Source organism: bacterium (assembly GCA_016703265.1).
In the GTDB taxonomy this organism is placed as follows: Bacteria; Krumholzibacteriota; Krumholzibacteriia; order LZORAL124-64-63; family LZORAL124-64-63; genus CAINDZ01.
The window spans coordinates 1-16,528 of record JADJCK010000004.1 but is presented as its reverse complement, the minus strand read 5'-3'; the positions used below and the strand labels follow the sequence as shown (position 1 = coordinate 16,528).

16 protein-coding genes are annotated in these 16,528 nt (G+C 67.2%); 12 read left to right on the top strand and 4 right to left on the bottom strand.

Annotated features, from left to right (window positions below; genetic code table 11):
* Nucleotides 1–5: 5 nt before the first annotated feature.
* The gene (locus IPG61_07305) at nucleotides 6–1,313 is read left to right on the top strand and encodes a 4Fe-4S binding protein (protein MBK6733888.1); all 1,308 of its coding nucleotides are present in this window, start codon (nucleotides 6–8) and stop codon (nucleotides 1,311–1,313) included.
* A 64-nt stretch (nucleotides 1,314–1,377) separates the two neighbouring features.
* Here IPG61_07305 and IPG61_07300 read toward each other — a convergent pair whose 3' ends face one another.
* The gene (locus IPG61_07300) at nucleotides 1,378–2,781 is read right to left on the bottom strand and encodes a T9SS type A sorting domain-containing protein (protein ID MBK6733887.1); all 1,404 of its coding nucleotides are present in this window, start codon (nucleotides 2,779–2,781) and stop codon (nucleotides 1,378–1,380) included.
* A 229-nt stretch (nucleotides 2,782–3,010) separates the two neighbouring features.
* On the opposite strand from IPG61_07300, the gene IPG61_07295 reads away from it, so the two are divergent.
* The gene (locus IPG61_07295; protein ID MBK6733886.1) at nucleotides 3,011–4,276 is read left to right on the top strand and encodes a hypothetical protein; all 1,266 of its coding nucleotides are present in this window, start codon (nucleotides 3,011–3,013) and stop codon (nucleotides 4,274–4,276) included.
* A gap of 69 nt (nucleotides 4,277–4,345) precedes the next feature.
* Here IPG61_07295 and IPG61_07290 read toward each other — a convergent pair whose 3' ends face one another.
* On the bottom strand, nucleotides 4,346–4,498 hold the full coding sequence (locus tag IPG61_07290) for a hypothetical protein (GenBank protein ID MBK6733885.1): 153 nt from the start codon (nucleotides 4,496–4,498) through the stop codon (nucleotides 4,346–4,348).
* Nucleotides 4,499–4,573: 75 nt separating this feature from the next.
* Entirely contained in the window at nucleotides 4,574–4,933 is a 360-nt protein-coding gene (locus IPG61_07285) for a hypothetical protein (GenBank protein MBK6733884.1), read from the bottom strand.
* A 172-nt stretch (nucleotides 4,934–5,105) separates the two neighbouring features.
* Here IPG61_07285 and IPG61_07280 point away from each other — a divergent pair, with 172 nt between their 5' ends.
* From IPG61_07280 to IPG61_07255, 6 genes are all read left to right on the top strand, one after another.
* Nucleotides 5,106–6,137, top strand: coding sequence for a hypothetical protein (locus tag IPG61_07280; protein MBK6733883.1), 1,032 nt, complete (start codon nucleotides 5,106–5,108; stop codon nucleotides 6,135–6,137).
* A gap of 76 nt (nucleotides 6,138–6,213) precedes the next feature.
* On the top strand, nucleotides 6,214–7,071 hold the full coding sequence (locus IPG61_07275; protein MBK6733882.1) for a hypothetical protein: 858 nt from the start codon (nucleotides 6,214–6,216) through the stop codon (nucleotides 7,069–7,071).
* Between the two features lie 113 nt (nucleotides 7,072–7,184).
* Nucleotides 7,185–8,945, top strand: coding sequence for a metallophosphoesterase (locus IPG61_07270; GenBank protein ID MBK6733881.1), 1,761 nt, complete (start codon nucleotides 7,185–7,187; stop codon nucleotides 8,943–8,945).
* A gap of 74 nt (nucleotides 8,946–9,019) precedes the next feature.
* Complete coding sequence (locus IPG61_07265; protein ID MBK6733880.1) at nucleotides 9,020–9,934, top strand: T9SS type A sorting domain-containing protein; 915 nt, start codon at nucleotides 9,020–9,022, stop codon at nucleotides 9,932–9,934.
* Nucleotides 9,935–10,115: 181 nt separating this feature from the next.
* Complete coding sequence (locus IPG61_07260; protein MBK6733879.1) at nucleotides 10,116–10,475, top strand: RNA-binding protein; 360 nt, start codon at nucleotides 10,116–10,118, stop codon at nucleotides 10,473–10,475.
* Nucleotides 10,476–10,790: 315 nt separating this feature from the next.
* Nucleotides 10,791–11,177 (top strand): helix-turn-helix transcriptional regulator, encoded by a 387-nt coding sequence (locus IPG61_07255; protein ID MBK6733878.1) that lies wholly within the window; start codon nucleotides 10,791–10,793, stop codon nucleotides 11,175–11,177.
* A gap of 1,226 nt (nucleotides 11,178–12,403) precedes the next feature.
* Here IPG61_07255 and IPG61_07250 read toward each other — a convergent pair.
* Entirely contained in the window at nucleotides 12,404–12,883 is a 480-nt protein-coding gene (locus tag IPG61_07250; GenBank protein MBK6733877.1) for a DinB family protein, read from the bottom strand.
* A gap of 111 nt (nucleotides 12,884–12,994) precedes the next feature.
* Here IPG61_07250 and IPG61_07245 point away from each other — a divergent pair, with 111 nt between their 5' ends.
* The 4 genes from IPG61_07245 to IPG61_07230 all read left to right on the top strand — a co-directional run.
* Nucleotides 12,995–13,738: a hypothetical protein gene (locus IPG61_07245; protein MBK6733876.1), complete on the top strand. Its 744-nt coding sequence runs from the start codon at nucleotides 12,995–12,997 to the stop codon at nucleotides 13,736–13,738.
* Between the two features lie 96 nt (nucleotides 13,739–13,834).
* On the top strand, nucleotides 13,835–14,935 hold the full coding sequence (locus IPG61_07240) for a hypothetical protein (protein MBK6733875.1): 1,101 nt from the start codon (nucleotides 13,835–13,837) through the stop codon (nucleotides 14,933–14,935).
* Between the two features lie 28 nt (nucleotides 14,936–14,963).
* Nucleotides 14,964–16,043: a ribosome small subunit-dependent GTPase A gene (gene rsgA / locus IPG61_07235; protein ID MBK6733874.1), complete on the top strand. Its 1,080-nt coding sequence runs from the start codon at nucleotides 14,964–14,966 to the stop codon at nucleotides 16,041–16,043.
* A gap of 68 nt (nucleotides 16,044–16,111) precedes the next feature.
* Nucleotides 16,112–16,528: SRPBCC family protein (locus IPG61_07230; GenBank protein MBK6733873.1), on the top strand; the 417-nt coding region annotated here is incomplete at its 3' end.

Genomic DNA, 16,528 nt, shown 5'->3' with positions numbered 1-16,528 from the left:
TCGACATGTCCCACACCACGCTGAAGTCGGGCTATGCCGAACTGGTGGATCGCCTCAACCGCTTTCCCCAGGGCGCACCCACGTCCGACACGCTGTACAGCATCCTGCAGATCCTGTTCGACGAGAAGGAAGCTCGGCTGGTGGCGCTGCTGCCAATCAAGCCCTTCACCGCCGAGACCGCGAGCCGCGTCTGGAAGCTGGACCTGGCCGAAACGCGCCGGACGCTGGAGTCGCTGGCCGAGCGGGCCCTCCTCGTCGACACGCAGACCAGGCGGGGCACCATCTACACCCTGCCGCCGCCCATGGCCGGCTTCTTCGAGTTCTCCCTCATGCGCGTGCGCGGCGACATCGACCAGAAGGCGCTGAGCGAACTGTTCCACCAGTACCTGAACGTCGAGGAAGAGTTCATCCGCGCGCTGTTCACCGGCGGCGAGACGCAGCTCGGCCGCGTCTTCGTCAACGAAGCGGCGCTGACCGCGGCGAACGCCGTGCACGTCCTGGACTACGAGCGTGCCGGCGAGGTGATCCGCACGGCCCGGCATCGCGGCGTGGGAATGTGCTACTGCCGCCACAAGATGGCGCACCTCGATCGCGCCTGCGACGCACCGCTCGACATCTGCATGACCTTCAACGCCTCGGCCGATTCGTTGATCCGCCACGGCCATGCCCGCGTGATGGACGTCCAGGAGGGACTCGACCTGCTCGAGCAGGCCCGTGAGCGGAGCCTGGTGCAGTTCGGCGAGAACGTGCGCGAGGGCGTCAACTTCATCTGCAATTGCTGCAGCTGCTGCTGCGAGGCGATGATCGCCGCGCGCAAGTTCGGCCGCCTCAACCCGGTGCACACCACCAATTTCCTGCCCGAGGTCGATGCCGAACGCTGCAACGGCTGCGGCAAATGCGTCGCCGCCTGCCCGGTGGAGGCACTCTCGGTCGCGGCGGCCGGGGACCCGAACCGGCCGGAACGCCGGCGGGCGCAGGTGGACGAGGACATCTGCCTCGGCTGCGGCGTGTGCGTGCGGGCCTGTTCGCGGGATGGGCTGTCGCTGAAGTCGCGGGCGGCGAGGGTGATCACCCCGGTCAACTCGACCCACCGCGTGGTGCTGATGGCCATCGAGCGCGGCGACCTGCAGGACCTCATTTTCGACCAGCGGGTGTTCTGGAACCACCGCGCGCTGGCGGCGGTGCTGGGCGTCATCCTGCGGCTGCCGCCGGTGAAGCAGGCGCTGGCTTCGCGGCAGTTCAGGTCGCGCTACCTCGAGAACCTCATTGCGCGTTCGTCGCGCAAATCGTCCGCGGCAGGGATCACTGCGTAGGAACGGAACCGGCCCCCCGGATCGACTCCAGGAGGCCGGTTCATCCTCTCCGTTCCATCGTCCGCTACTTCAGCAACACCATCTTCTTCTTCTCGGAGAACGACGGCCCCGTCAGGTGATAGAAGTACGTACCGCTGGGCACCGGCTGCCCCCGGTCGTTCTCGCCGGACCAGGTGACCGACCGCGTGCCCGCGGGCTCGTTCCCCTCGACCAGCGTCCGCACCAGGCGCCCGGTGATGTCATAGACGCGCAGCGAGACGTTCGCGCCCCCGTCGGGCACCACGAAGGAGATCTCCGTGGTCGGGTTGAAGGGGTTCGGCGCGTTCTGCCGCAGGCTGAACGCGGAGGCGGACTGCGGGCCGTCGGACTTGCCGTTCCCGGCCTCGAGGGTCCCCGCCGGGGGCAGGGGGCAGGTGAAGGTGGGATCCACCGCGCACCGGTAGTACGTGCGGAACCCGCCGATCGCCTGGTCCAGGCCCGGGACGGTGGCCATGATGTCACCCTCGGTGTAGTAGTCCCGCGAGTAGTAGGCCTGCGCGCTCCCGGGGCGGAATTTCAGGATCGACATGCCCTTGGCGCTGTACGGGATGCCGTTGAACAGTCCGGCCATCGTCCAGGTCGCCGTGTAGACACCGTCGACCAGCGACTCGTCCTCGACCGTGGTGATGAGATCCCCGGAGCTGGCGAAGAGCCGGCCCAGGAACGGCACCAGCGTGTCGATGCCGTAGATGTCGACGATCGGGTCGTGGTACTCGATGTCGTTGGTGTAGTAGGGCAGCAGCGACTGCCAGTCCGCGTTGTTGATCTCGATGAGAGCGCGGCCGATCTCCAGGCGCTCCCGACGGAGCCGGATCGCCGAAACAATCGAGTTCCAGCTCTTGTCCGCGCTCGGCAGGTTGTCCGTCGGCTTGATCGTGGTCGCGGCGGTCTCGAGGGGGCACTCGAACGTGGGATCCACGGCGCAGCGGTAGTACGTCCGGAACCCGATCGCCGCCTGGTCGAGGCCGGGAATGTTGATCATGATGTCGTTCTCTGAGTAGTAGTCGCGCTGGTAGTACACGCGCTTGCTCAGGCCGCGGAACTTGATGATCGAGATGCCCTTGGCGCTGTAGGGAACGCCGTTGAACTGGCCCACCATCGTCCAGCTCGCCGAGTACACGCCGTTGAGCAGGGTCTCGTCCTCGATGGTCGTGACCAGGTCCCCGGAGCTGGTGAACAGCCGACCGAGGAACTCCGTCATCATGTCGATGCCGTAGATATCGACGACCGGGTCGTGGTACTCGATGTCCGCGGTGTAGTACGGCAGGATCGCCTGCCAGTTCGAGGACTGGGCCTCGATGAGCGCGCGCCCGACTTCCAGGCGCTCGCGGTGCAGCCGACCCAGGCTGGAAGCCTCGGCGTCGGATGAAGCGAGCAGCAACGTCAACGCGCAGGCGAGCAGCGCGGTGGTTCCGAAGGTCTTCCTCACGGTTGTCTTCCTCTCATTGAACCGTCGATTCCCTGGGGCCCCAAGCGGGGAAGAAATTATACATATGCTAGACATAAAAGCAATAGAATGATTCATATGAGGTGATTAAAGGCCGTAAACGATTGTCGTTGCGTATGGTATAGAAATGGTATAAGATGGCGAAGCGACGGCCGGGCCGCAGATCCAGCAGCCCGGCGCGACCCTCTCTCCTTGAACCGAGGACGTCACCATGGCCCCCTGCCGCCTCGTGGTCGCCGCCGCTGCCGCGAGCTTCCTGGCCCTGTGCGCCTTGCCGGCCGCGGCCCAGGTGCTGGTGCCGCCGCTGCCGGCCTCGATCGTCGACACTCCCGGCCAGGCGTACGGCGTGGCGGTGTCCGGCAACCTGTGCCTGGTGGCCGATCACAATGCCGGCGTCGTGCTGCTCGACCTGGCCGACCCGCTGGCGCCCGTGGCGCTCGACACCCTGGACACGCCGGCGTTCGCGCGCAACGCCGTCATCGTCGGTTCCCTGGCGTACCTGGTCGACCGCACGTCGGGCCTGCGCATCATCGACCTGTCCACGCCGACAAGCCTGGTCGAGGTGGGCGCCGTCGACACCCCGGGCCTGGCCCTCAGCGTCGATGTCGCCGGCACCCATGCCTACGTGGCGGACAAGGCGTTCGGCCTGCACGTGATCGACATCAGCAATGCCGCCGCGCCGCTCCTCGTCGGCGCCGTGGACACGCCCGACTTCGCCAGCGACGTGGTCGTGCAGGGCGCGTACGCCTATGTCGCCGACTACCTGTCCGGCGTGCGAATCATCGATGTCGGCAATCCGCTGCTGCCGGTGGAAGTGGGCTTCTTCGATACCGCCGGCGAAGCCAACGGCCTGGCGGTCGCGGGCGATCTCTGCGTGGTGGCCGACGGCACCGGCGGCGTGGTGCTGCTCGACGTTGCCGACCCGGGCGCGCCGTTCCTGATGGCGACCCTGCCGACAAGCGGACTCGCGACGGAGGTGAGCCTGGTCGGCGACCTGGCCCTGGTGGCGGCCGGCGACGCGGGCCTGGCCGTCGTCTCCGTCGCGGATCCAGCGGCGCCTACCCTCGTCACGTCATTCGCCACCGTGGGCTTCGCGATCCAGGCGCAGGCGATTGGCCGCCACGTCGCGGTCGCCTGCGGCGGCAGCGGCGTGCAGGTGCTGGAAGTTCTTGCGGAAACCTCGCGCGTGCCGGTGGCAGGCCTCCGCGCGCATCTGGGCGCTGCGCCCAATCCGTTCAATCCCCGGACGACCATCCGCTTCGCACTGCAAGAAGCATCGCACGTGCGGTTGAGCGTCCACGACCTGGCCGGTCGTCTCGTGCGGACGCTCGTCGATGGCGGATTGCCTGCGGGATCGCAGCAGGTGAACTGGGACGGGCGCGATGCGGCGGGTCGCGCGGTGGGCTCCGGCAGCTACTTCGCGCGCCTCGAGTCGGGGGGCATGGTGGAGACGGTGAGTCTGGCGCTGATCCGCTGAATCGGGACAATTGCGCCGGCGCAAGTCAAGCGGTGGGCCGGAGTCCCCTCCGGCCCACCCGCACCATCGCTACTGCATCGACTTCTGCATCACGACCATCAGGACCATCAGCAATCCAAAGCCGACCAGCATCAGCGCGGCTCCATACTTCTGCTGCCACGTCTTCGGCTTGGACGGGTCGCTGGTCTTCCTGTCGGTATCGAGTTCTTCGCGGTTCGACATTGCAGTCTCCTCCCTGTGGCCGGCATCGGGCCGACCGTGGCCTTGATCACTTCGACGGTGAACATTCGTCAGCGACTAGCAGGAAGGAGCGAACGGCGGAGCCCGCGGCTTCGGCGGGCGCTGGTGGATGGATTCGGCAGTGGACGGCCCGGCGACGTCCATTCGCGATGACGCCGCATCAGCAGCGGGCACATGGTGCAGCGCCCCGGCGAGGATGCCCTTCTGCAGCTTCCCGTCGCCGGTCAGGGCCGACTGTCGTGACGTATCGTTCAGCCGCTTGAGCGTGGTCGTGTTGTCGGCCGGCGCGGGCGGGGCCTCGACGGGGCCGCCGCGCAACTGCAGGCTCCGCTCGACCTGGACAGGCGACGTGACAGGCGCGATCGCAGCCTGGAGGCAGCCGAGCAGCAGGAGGGTGAGGAGGAGCGGGGTACGCATCGTGTACAGAATAGCATGTCGGCGATCCCATCGACAGCGTGCGGCGTGAGCGCCCATCATTGATATGAAGATGCATGATTGATATGCGGATGCAATATTGACATGCGGCATCATTTCTGCTATGCTGCATCGGCAGCGAGCTCACGTGGTCACGCCGAAGGAGTGTCTTCCAGTGTATCCCGTTGATTGTGAAGACGATAGCTCGGTTGTGGAAGTAAAGTGGAATGTCTCGGCTCTGCGCGAAGTTCAGGCGGGGCTGGTGCAGCTTGCGCAGTTGCTGGGCGAGCACCCCGGGAAGAGCGGGTACCTGGCGCTCGTGAACTCAAGGCTCTCCGAAGCAACCGTCCTCGAGCAACTCGAGCGTCTGGCCCCCGCACTTCGCCAGGATGTTGCCCGGAACCTGCATATCGTCTTTGCCGGAACCGATCCGGAAGCTCGCCGCCCAAGCGAGCTCCCGATCCGGATCTGGGAAGAGATCACGCGACTCGCGACGACGGCCGGATCACACTCGTTCCCATTGCCGCGCCCGTCGATGCAATCGGAAGTCCTGCGCGTGTTGCTGCAGCAGCGGTACGCCGGTTCCGGGCCGCTGACCGCGGATTGGCTCGCGAAGACCGTCGGCTGCAGCTACCGCACCGTTGCGGCGGCTCTCCATTCGCTCGGCTCTGCCGTCACGCGCACGCGCGATCGGCGCGTGGAACTGGCATACTTCCCCGAAGAAGCCTGGCGTCGCCTGCTCGTCACGGCCTCTGCCGCGCGGACGACCATGCGGTATGAAGATCGATCCGGACAATCTCGTTCGGCTGAATACCTGGAACGGAAGGTGCGCCAACTGGAGCGCTGCGATCTTGCCATCGGTGGCGTCTTCGGGGCCCGCCACCACATGCCCTCGCTGGACATCGTGAGTGCTCCGCGGCTCGACATCTGCGTGCACGCACCTTTGTCCGGCGTCGAGCTTCTGCCGGTGGAGAGACTCGATCCGGGACTTGTCGCCACCAGCGATCCGCAGCGCGCGGTGAGGCTTGCCGTCCACTACCTGAGGCGCCGTGTCAGCCTTTTCGAGACCGTTGACGACGGGGCACTCGTGGTCGACCCGGTGGAGTGCCTTCTTGATCTCCATGACGCCCGCTTGGATGTTCAGGCTCAGCAACTCCTGGATCACCTGGAGTCGCGACGGAACGAGGTGACCCGCTATGACAGGTGATGGATACCACGCAATCTCGCCATCGCGGGTGCTACGTGAGATCGCCGAAGCGGTGCCTGAGGATTGTCGCCAGAGCATGATCATCATTGGCAGTTTGGCCGCGGGATACCGCTATTTCGCGTCGCAAGGCGAGATGGTGGTGCGAACCAAGGATGCCGATTGCCTGCTGTCACCGCGGATGGCGGCACTGCCCGCGGGTACGGCGATCACCAATCGACTCCTTGCCGCCGGATGGCTATTTATGGAAGGACCGCAGGGGAGGACTCCGGGCGATGCGCAAACTCCGGAGGACGAACTCCCTGCGGTTCGCCTGCAGCGATCCGATCGCGCCGGGTGGTTTCTGGAACTGCTCACTGTGCCCGAATCATCCGCTCAACGGGATCTGAAGTGGTTGCGATTGCCGACCGAGGCCGGACACATGGGCCTCGGCAGCTTCGGCTTTCTGGCCCTCGCGACGGTCGATCCGCTCCCGACACCGTTCGGACTCGCGGTTGCCCGTCCGGAGATGATGGCATTGGCCAACCTGCTCGAGCATCCGACAATCGGGCACCAAACAATGTCGGGCGGCTTCGCGGGGCGTCCGTCCATCAAGCGGAGCAACAAGGACCTGGGACGCGTCATTGCCCTTGCCCGGCTTGCGTCGGGTGAAGACGAAGCCGCCCTCGAGAAATGGCCCGAACTTTGGGCAACAGCACTGCGCCGCAGCTTCCCCGACGAATGGCGCCAGTTGGCCGGGCGTGCAGGTTCGGGGTTGCGTCAACTCGTGCAGAGCCCTTTCGATCTGGAGCAGGGGCACCATACTTGCGCCAATGGTCTGCTGGCGTCGATGCCGCCGAGCATCGAAGCCTTTGCGATCACAGCGCGCAGATTGATCGTGGACGCAATCGATCAGCTGGAGCGGCACGCAGTCGAGGGTGGTGGGCAGTTCCGGTAGTCCGCACGGGCCGAAACGCTCGTGAGTCCGCGCACCACCCACGTTGATCCCCACTCCCCAACCCTGCTATCATTACCACTCGTCCAACCTCCCCAGCGACAGGATCGCAACCGATGAAGTCCTCCCGCTTCGCGTGCGTGGCCCATTTGGCCAACTTGTTCGCCTTGGCCACCTTGGTCACCGTGGCCCTCCTGGGCACTACCGCCCACGCCCAGCCCTGGGCCCTCGGTGACACGCTCACCGTGATCCAGAAGCCGCTGCTCAACATCCCGTCGATCGTGCTGCCCGGCGGTACCCTCGAGATCTCCTGCGCGGCCGCGCCGGCGACGACCGGCTGGACCGCCAGTCTCGAGCGCGGGGGCTTCAACATCCCGCTGGCGCTGCAGTCCTCGAGCTACGACGCCTCGACGCTCTGGTGGACGCTGACCGCCCAGGTGCCGTCGGTGCCGGTGCTCGACCTGTACGACCTGCGGGTGACGGCGAACGGCGGCCTCAACGATGTCACGCGCCAGGCGGTCAAGGTGCAGGCGGCGTATCCCGACGACTTCTACTTCGTCCAGCTGACCGACACGCACCTGCCGACCTATCTCTACTGGTACGAGAGCGGGGCCGACGCCGACAGTTCGAACACGATCAGCCTGCGGCACATCATCAACGACGTGAACATCATCAACCCGGCCTTCGCGGCGATCACCGGCGACTTCATCAACGACGGCGAGATGGAGGACTACCTCGGCAAGCGCCACTACAGTCGCGGGCAGCAGCAACTGCGCGAGTTCCGGGTGCCGGTGTACCTGATCGCGGGCAACCACGACATCGGAGGCTGGGACGACACGCCGCCGCCCGACGGCACCTCGCGCCGCACCTGGTGGCGCTTCTTCGGCTGGAAGCGGCTCGACAATCCGCCCATCGGCGCGCCGCTGCGCACGCAGAACTACAGCTTCGACTACGGCCCGGTGCACTTCGCCGCGATGGAAGTCTACGACAACTACGACGGCTGGCGCTTCGAGCACTACGGCGCCACGAGCTTCACCACGCACCAGCTGCTGTGGCTGCAGATGGACCTGGCGGCCACCACTCGTGACACGAAGGTGCTCCTGTACCACTACGATTTCGCCAGCCAGCTGAACCTGGCGACGCTGGGGCTCGACATGGCGCTGGGCGGCCACGTGCACTCGAACCGCGAGGATGCGACCGCGCCCTACAACATCCTGACCGACAACGCGGGCGGCACCAACCGGCCCTTCCGCCTGGTGCGCTTTGCCAACGGCCAACTGAACCCGCGGCCCACCCTCGAGGCCGGCCTCAACGGGCAGACCCTGACCGTGGATTACCTGCCGGCCAACGACGGCATGCACAACCAGGTCCAGGTCGAGATCCACAACGGCTATGCGGAGCGCTTCGAGAACGGGCGCATCCAGGTGGCGATGCCGCACGGCGCCGCCGGCTATCTCGTCACCGGCGGCACGCTGGCCCAGGTCGACGCCACGGGCGAGCCCACCGTCTGCACCATCGACGTCGACATCGCCGCCGCGGGCACCACGGTCGTCATCGTCGAACTCGAGGACACCTCGGCGGTCGACGAGACGCCCACCAACGCGACCCGCCTGCTGGGCTCGTGGCCCAATCCCTTCAACCCGCGCACCGAGATCGCCTTCGAACTGGCGCAGCCTGCCCGTTGCCGGCTGGACATCTTCGACCTGCAGGGGCGGCAGGTGGCCGGCCTCGTGGATGGCGAGATGGCGGCGGGCACGCATCGCGTGGTCTGGGAGGCGACCGATGCGCACGGATTGCCGCTGCCGTCGGGGGTCTACTTCGCGGGGTTGCGGGCCGGCGATTATGCGGAGACGCGGAAGTTGATGCTGGTGCGGTAACGCCTGCGTGCAAATATCCGACGATTTTGATATTCTTTCCCGGTTCGCCCCCACTCTGGACCGGGAGAACCACCATGACCCTCAGGCACCCGTACATGACCGCCATCGCCACAGCAGCGATGCTGATAGCCGCGCCCGCCCTGGCCCTGACCATCGGCCAGACCGACACCTTCGAGGACGGCACCACCAGCGGCTGGTCGTCCGGCGTCCCGAATCCCCTGCCGCCCCAGAACGTGGCCACCGGCGGTCCGGGCGGCGCCAACGACAATTACCTGCAGTTGCGCTCCTCCGGCACCTTCGGGGCCGGCAGCCGCCTGGTCGCCTTCAATCTGGGCCAGTGGGCGGGCGACTACGGGACTGCCGGGGCCGGTTCCGTGGTAATGGATGTCAACAATTTCGGCGCCACCGACCTGAGCCTCCGGCTTCTGTTCACCGACCTGGCCGGCACGAACGCGGCCGTCACGCAGGTGGTGGCGGTGCCCTCGGGCAGCGGCTGGATGGAGGTCCAGTTCGCGATCAAGGCCACCGACCTGGTCGTCCTGGCGGGTTCCGCCGCCGGCGCGCTGGCCGCCACGAGCGAGGTGCGCCTGATGCACAACCCGCTGCCGACGTTCCCGCCGGCCCCCGTTGCGGCCACGGTGGGCATCGACAATATCGAGCTGCGGGCGGCCGGCACCCCATCCGGGGTGGATGACACCGCTGCCATCCCCCGGGCCACGGGCTTGAATACTGCATACCCGAATCCATTTAATCCGCGCGTATCAATCAGTTACGCCCTTGAGGGCGCTTCTGCGGTGCGGGTGTCCGTCCATGACCTGGAGGGCCGGCTGGTCCGGGTGCTGGAAGAGGGCACGTTCGCGGCCGGAACCCGGACCGTGACCTGGGACGGGACCGACGGCCGGGGGCGGCGGCAGGCCAGCGGGGCCTACGTCATCGAGCTGGTGGCGGGGGCCCGGACGGACCGCCGCACAGTGACCATGTTGAAATAGCGCTGGACGTGCTATATTGTCCGGACGGTAACCACCCGACGGCATGTCCGACGAGGTTGCTGTTGACGATGCCGGCGATCAGTACGATAGCCGGAGAGCTAGAAGTGCGATGGGTCCTGGTGGAACTAGCCACCGATCATGAGCGCTTGGTTAAGCCGGCAAGCCGGCACATGGAGAAAAGATCTTGAAGAAACTGTACATCGGCAATCTGCCCTTCACCGCGACCGAAGACGAACTCCGCCAGCTGTTCGGTCAGCATGGCACCGTGCACTCGGTTGCGCTGATCAACGACCGTGAGACGGGTCGTCCCCGTGGCTTCGGCTTCATCGAGATGGACGACGACGCGATTTCCGGCGTTATCCAGGCCCTTGACGGCAAGGAAATGGGCGGGCGCGCACTGCGCGTGAACCAGGCCGAGGACAAGCCCCGTGGCGGCGGCGGCGGCGGCTTCGGTGGCGGCGGTCGCAGCGGCGGCGGCGGCGGCGGCTACGGTGGTGGCGGTCGCAGCGGTGGCGGCGGCGGCGGCGGCGGTCGCTGGTAAGCCGAACCGTCAGCCCACGGGTTGATGAAAAGCCCCGCCACTCTTCGAGTGGCGGGGTTTCTTTTTTGGTGACGCGTGCGTGCTTAGTGGCGCAACAAATCGTCATCGTTTGAGTCCGCGCATCGCGGTCGCAGGCCGGCGGGCCGATGCCCGTGATTCAGGCGCGAGCCCTGCCGCAACCCTCCGCGCACCCGATTTCCCGGCCTGGGGCCTTTTTTTTGCCCCCGACCAAACCGCTCTCCCGGGCTTGACATACATAGCAGATCAATGTATAGTTCTGCGAGGTAAAAGCCGCAGCCGAAGGCAGGGGAATCCATGGAGATCAGCAAGGACCTGATGGCCGCCTCGTCGACCCCGATCGTGCTGGCGATCCTGGCCGAAGAGGACAGCTACGGATACGCCATCATCAAGCGGGTAGGGGAGTTATCCCAGGGCAGCATGGAGTGGACCGACGGGATGCTCTACCCGGTCCTGCACCGGCTGGAGCGGCTGGGCCATGTCGAGGCGCGGTGGGAAGTGGCCGAAACCGGCCGCCGCCGCAAGTACTACCGGATCACCCCCGGCGGCCGCGCGCAGCTCGTCGAGGACCGCCGGCAGTGGCAGGCGGTAGACGCCACGCTGCGGGGCATCTGGTCGACCGTGTCCGCCGCGCTGCCGACAGACCTGTCGCCATCCGGAATGCCGCTTCCCGAGGGGGCCTGAGCCGCCCCCGCGCACTCAAGACCAGATCAACCAGTGGCGCACGTTCCTGCAGCGCCGGCAGGCGATCCACTCGGTGGATGTGGCCGAGCTCGAGGATCACCTGCGCGAGCAGATCGCGCACCTGGTCGATTCCGGCCTCGACGCCGACGAGGCATTCCTCGTCTCGGTCAGCGCATGGGCAGCCTCGACGCGCTCTCGCGCGAGTTCGCGCTCGAACACTCCGAACGACTCTGGAAGCAGCTGGTGGTGGTGCCGGCGGCGGGCGATGCCGGGGGCGACGGCGCGCGGCGCGAAGCTTTGTCGCGTTCGGACTGGCGATCGCCGCAGCGGTGGCGATCAAGGCGCCGGCGCTCTTCGGGCTGCGCTGGGGAGAGGCTGAGGGGTTCTACGCGGCCAATCTCTCGCTGTTCGTGCTGCCGCTGCTTGTCGGCTACTTCGTCTGGAAGCGGCAGATGTCCGTGGCCGCCCTGCGCCTGCCCATCCTGGGCGCGGTGACGCTGGCGGTCTTCGCCAACCTGTACCAGTCCTTCGGGGCCAACGGCGGGCAGGGACTGGGTGCGACCGCGGTCCTCTCCGCGATCCACATGCCCATCGCGCTGTGGCTGCTGGTCGGCATCGCCTACGCGGGCGGTCGCTGGGGACAGTCGGCCGGACGCATGGATTTCATCCGCTTCTCGGGCGAGCTCTTCATCTACTACGTGCTGATCGCGCTGGGCGGCGGCGTGCTAACCGGTTTCATGGTGCTGATCTTCCAGGCCATCGGCGTCGATATCGAGGCCTACTTCGAGCAGTGGCTGCTGCCGTGCGGCGCCATGGGCGGCATCGCCTCGTTGGTGGCAGCAGGTGATCGAGACGGCCCGGGCTCACGGCCTGCCGCCGCTGTTCGCCTGTGGTGGTGTTGTGACTCCCCCGCGTTGATCGCGCCTGCTGCTGGTGGTGGTGCTGGGCCTGTTGCTCTACTCGGTGTCGGCGCGCGATCACGGCACGCCGGTGTTCGGGTGCTGCAGGTCGGCGCTGGTCAGCGCCCTGCTTGCCGACGTGGCGCTGGGCCATCGCCCCCCTCCGAATTCGGCTTCCGCCCAAGCGTGGCCGCCCTGGCAGAAGTGCCTGCTGGTCACCTGGCTGGTCCGGTGCCCCCCTCGAGCATCCTGCGTATGCGGATGGGCGGTGGTGGTGTTCTTGTTTCAGGTAGAGTGCCGGGTTGCGCCGGCGCAAGTGCGCCGGCGCTACACCACCCGCGCCAATCCCGCCCATCGCCGCAGCAGGCCCACCTGCCCCACGTGATAGACCTCGTGGAACGCGAGCACGCCCATCAGGCTGCCCACCGTCTCCTCCGGATTGCCGCTCGGGCTGAACGGCGCCTTCTGCGCGGCGCGCTCGTCGGTCAGTGTCTTGAGGTGCTGCAACAGCGGTTCCTGCACGCTGGCGAAGCGGCGGGTCAGTTCGCTGAGCGGCAGCGCACGGGCGGGATCGAGCGAGTCGGCGCCGCGCTTGTACAGGGCCAGCTCGGCGTCGGGCCAGCTGCGCTCGCCCGACAGCAGCGCCAGCGCGCCGCCGCGGGCATCGGCCAGGTGGCCGACGAGCCAGTTGATGGTCTGGCCGGTGGGCGTGGGGTGCAGGCTGGCTTCATGGGTGATGCCGGCGAGGGCCTGGTCGAGGAACCAGCCGCTCATGCGGAGTTGGGCGCGGAGGAAGTCGGTGTTCATGAGGGTGCTCCTGTTGCGGCGTCGGCGCTGGACCGGGCAGCGCGGGACTGTGCTATGATGCCCTTGCCCACAGTATGGCTCAGGGCAGGGATGAGCGGCAAGGGGGATATCATGAGAATCAATATCGCCAGGATGGTGGCCTTCGGTCTGACAGTTGCAGCGCTTGGAGCCGGCGAAAGCCGCGCTTCCCACTTTGTTGCGGCGGCCCGCGTCGAGTGCGTTGACGGCGCCCACGTGGTGACCGTGGCGGGGAGCTACTACGATCCCATCGCCGGCGAGTACGACCATCTTGTGCTGAGGCGGGAGGCCATCGGGACCTGCGAACCGGATGTGTACCTGGAAGACACGCCGCTGCCGTTCGTCCCGGTCGACGAGGGCGGTTTCTCGAGCTTCAGCTCCACCGTCACCTTGGCGCCGCCTCGGGACAACGTTGTCTACCGTTACGTACCGTTCGCCGTGCGGCCCGATGGCAGCCGGCGGTACATCAGCCACAACTGCGACCTTGATCCCCGCGGTTACGCACTCACGGATTGTGGAACAGCACCATTCCTGCGCGGGCGTTTGGAGATCAACTGGGCCACCTGGTACTTTCGGATTGTCGCCTGCGAGGCAGACTGCTGGACGGAGACCTTCGTCGGGGAGATCAGCGCCGCAAACATGACTGCGCTCGTCGACGAGTCGGCGTTCGGCCTCATCGGCCAGATCGTTGACGTGTATGGCCGGCGCACCTATTGCGGCATGATGGGCGATCCGGGCCACATCATCACGCATATCGAACGCACCGTCGATGGCGCCTGCGGCTCGGTGCCGGTCGAGGCGGCCGGGTGGGGACACGTGAAGGCGATGTACAGGTAATCCACGCCGGCCAACCGTGAGTATATTGACAGGAGACCGGGTCACGAGGCGCCGGCGTCGCCTTTGCCTGTCGCGAACTGCCGGGAGCCTGAACTGATGAAGTATGTCTTCGCGCTGATCCTCGTCGCTCACGGGCTGATCCACCTGCTCGGCACGGCCAAGGCCTTCGGGACGGCGCTCCCGCTGCTCACCCAACCGATCAGCAGGCCGCTGGGCGCGCTCTGGCTCGTGGCCGCCGTGCTGTTCATCGCCGCCGCGATCGCCCTCTTCGCCTGGCCGCGGATGTGGTGGGTGGTGGGAGCTGCGGCCGTTGTCGTGTCGCAGGTCGTGATCCTCACGTCATGGAGCGATGCGCGGTTCGGGACCATCGCCAATGTGCTGGTTCTGGTGGTCGTCGTGCTCGCCTGGCTGGCGCAGGCCCCGGGCAGCTATCGTGCGCAGTATCGTCGCGAAGTCGCGCAGGGGCTGGGCCGGGCCGTTGCCATGCCGCTGCTCACCGAGGCCGACCTGGCGCCGTTGCCCGAGGTCATCCAGCGCTATGTCCGGCTTTCGGGAGCGGTCGGGCAGCCACGGGTGCAGAACTTCCGGGTGCGGTTCCGCGGGCAGATCCGCAGTGGACCCGACGCTCGCTGGATGTCGTTCACCGGCGAGCAGCACAACTTCTTCGACCAGCCGACGCGACTGTTCCTGATGGATGGCGTGATGTTCGGCGTCCCGTTCCAGGCCTTCCACCGGTTCGTCGGGCCGGAGGCGACGATGCGGGTGAAGGTCGCCTCGGTGTTCACGATGGTCGATGCGCACGGGCCGCAGATGGACGCCGCCGAGACGGTGACGCTGTTCAACGACCTGTGCGTGATGGCGCCGGGCGCCATGGTCGACCCCGCCATCGTGTGGCAGCAGGTCGATGCGCACACGGCCTACGGGACCTTCACCAACGCCGGGCGCACCGTCCGCGCGGTGCTCACGTTCAACGACCGCGGCGAACTCACCGATTTCGTCGCCGACGGGCGCGGCGCCCTGGCGAAGGACGGCACGTCGTTCACGCCGATGCGCTGGTCGACGCCGCTCAGCGCCTATCGCGATTTCGGCGCGCACCGCCTGATGTCGCACGGCGAGGGGGTCTGGCACGCGGAGGCGGGGAAATTCGTCTACCTGCGGTTCGAGGTCGCGTCGATCGAATACAACGTTGGTGATTGATCCCGGCCGATTGCGCTATACTTGAGCCATGAACACCACACTCACCGAACTGGGCTGGTCCCGGCACTGGCAGGAACTGTTTGCCCCGCACGCCGCCGCGGGCCTGGTGGCGGGCCGCGTGATCCGCGGCGACCGCACCAGTTCGCTGGTGGCGACGGCCGACGGCATCGTGCGCGCCGGCACGGCCGCGCGGCTGTTGAAGGCCGGCGAAGGGCACGCGGCGCTGCCGGTGGTCGGCGACTGGGTCGCGCTGTCGGTTCCCGACGGCGACGGCGCCTCGCTGATCGAGGCCGTGCTGACGCGGCGCAACGCCATCGTCCGCAGCGATGCCGGCCGCACCTCCGAGGTGCAGGCGCTGGCCGCCAACGTCGACACCGTGTTCGTGGTGCATCCCATCGCCGATGAGCCGAACCTGCGCCGGCTCGAGCGCGAACTGTCGGTGGCCTGGAGCTCGGGCGCCGTGCCGGTGGTGGTGCTGACGAAGAGCGATCTGTCGATAGATTCTGAGGCGGCCTGCGAGGCGGTGGGCGAGGTCGCGATCGGCGTCGAGATCGTGCCGGTGAACGGGCTCGACGGTGTCGGCGTGGCCGGGTTGATGGCGCATGTCGCCGCCGGCCGCACCGCGATCCTGCTGGGGCCGTCGGGCGCCGGCAAGTCCACGCTCATCAACGCGCTGCTGGGCGAGAAGCGCCTGGCCACGGGCGACGTCCGCGAGAACGACGGGCGCGGCCGCCACACCACCGTCGCGCGCGAGCTGGTCGCCATCCCGGGGCATGGCGTCATCATCGACACGCCGGGACTGCGCGCGATCGGCTTGACCGGCGACGAGGACGGCATCGCGCTCGCGTTCCCGGACATCGAGGCGCTGGCGCCGCTGTGCCGCTTCCGCGACTGCGGGCACGGCGAGGAACCGGACTGCGCGGTGCGCGAGGCGGTGGAGACGGGCGCGCTCGACCCGGAGCGCCTGGCCAGCTGGCACAAGCTCCAGCGCGAGCAGCAGGTGGCCGCGGCGAAGACCGATGTGCGGGCGCGGGCCGAGGCGCATCGCAAGGAGAAGATCATGGGGCGGGTGCAAAAGGATTTTCAGAAGCGGTCGGGGAAGACCTGAGCGCACCTGCGTGGCGAGTGGCGCCCGGCCTTGATAGAATGGGCGCTTACCCAGCAAGGGAGCCGCCCATGAAGATCCTGATCGAAACCGCCGTCGATGCATCCGCGGCCGAAGCGTGGCGCGCCTGGACCACGCCGGCGGACATCGTCTGTTGGAATACAGCCTCGCCCGACTGGCACACGACCAGCGCCGAACTCGACCTGCGCGTGGGCGGCACGTTCACCGCGCACATGGAAGCCAAGGACGGCAGCATGGGCTTCGACTTCTCGGGAACGTACACACGGATCATCGCGCCGTCGGTACTCGAGTACGTGCTCGATGATGGTCGCGCCGTGCTCGTCGAGTTCGTGGAAAGGCCCGGGGGCGTCACGGTGCGCGAGACGTTCGAGGCCGAATCGGAGAACAGCGTGGAACTGCAGCGCACTGGCTGGCAGGCCATCCTGGACAACTTTGCGCGGCATGTGGCGGCGGCGCGGCGGAAGTCG

Bases quoted from the DNA above. Each gene is read 5' to 3' on its own strand.
- rsgA (MBK6733874.1), top strand. From the start codon at position 14,964: ATGAACACCACACTCACCGAACTGGGCTGGTCCCGGCACTGGCAGGAA.
- IPG61_07265 (MBK6733880.1), top strand. From the start codon at position 9,020: ATGACCCTCAGGCACCCGTACATGACCGCCATCGCCACAGCAGCGATG.
- IPG61_07305 (MBK6733888.1), top strand. From the start codon at position 6: ATGTCCCACACCACGCTGAAGTCGGGCTATGCCGAACTGGTGGATCGC.
- IPG61_07240 (MBK6733875.1), top strand. From the start codon at position 13,835: ATGAAGTATGTCTTCGCGCTGATCCTCGTCGCTCACGGGCTGATCCAC.
- IPG61_07285 (MBK6733884.1), bottom strand. From the start codon at position 4,933: ATGCGTACCCCGCTCCTCCTCACCCTCCTGCTGCTCGGCTGCCTCCAG.
- IPG61_07290 (MBK6733885.1), bottom strand. From the start codon at position 4,498: ATGTCGAACCGCGAAGAACTCGATACCGACAGGAAGACCAGCGACCCG.
- IPG61_07245 (MBK6733876.1), top strand. From the start codon at position 12,995: ATGAGAATCAATATCGCCAGGATGGTGGCCTTCGGTCTGACAGTTGCA.
- IPG61_07275 (MBK6733882.1), top strand. From the start codon at position 6,214: ATGATCATCATTGGCAGTTTGGCCGCGGGATACCGCTATTTCGCGTCG.
- IPG61_07255 (MBK6733878.1), top strand. From the start codon at position 10,791: ATGGAGATCAGCAAGGACCTGATGGCCGCCTCGTCGACCCCGATCGTG.
- IPG61_07270 (MBK6733881.1), top strand. From the start codon at position 7,185: ATGAAGTCCTCCCGCTTCGCGTGCGTGGCCCATTTGGCCAACTTGTTC.
- IPG61_07250 (MBK6733877.1), bottom strand. From the start codon at position 12,883: ATGAACACCGACTTCCTCCGCGCCCAACTCCGCATGAGCGGCTGGTTC.
- IPG61_07295 (MBK6733886.1), top strand. From the start codon at position 3,011: ATGGCCCCCTGCCGCCTCGTGGTCGCCGCCGCTGCCGCGAGCTTCCTG.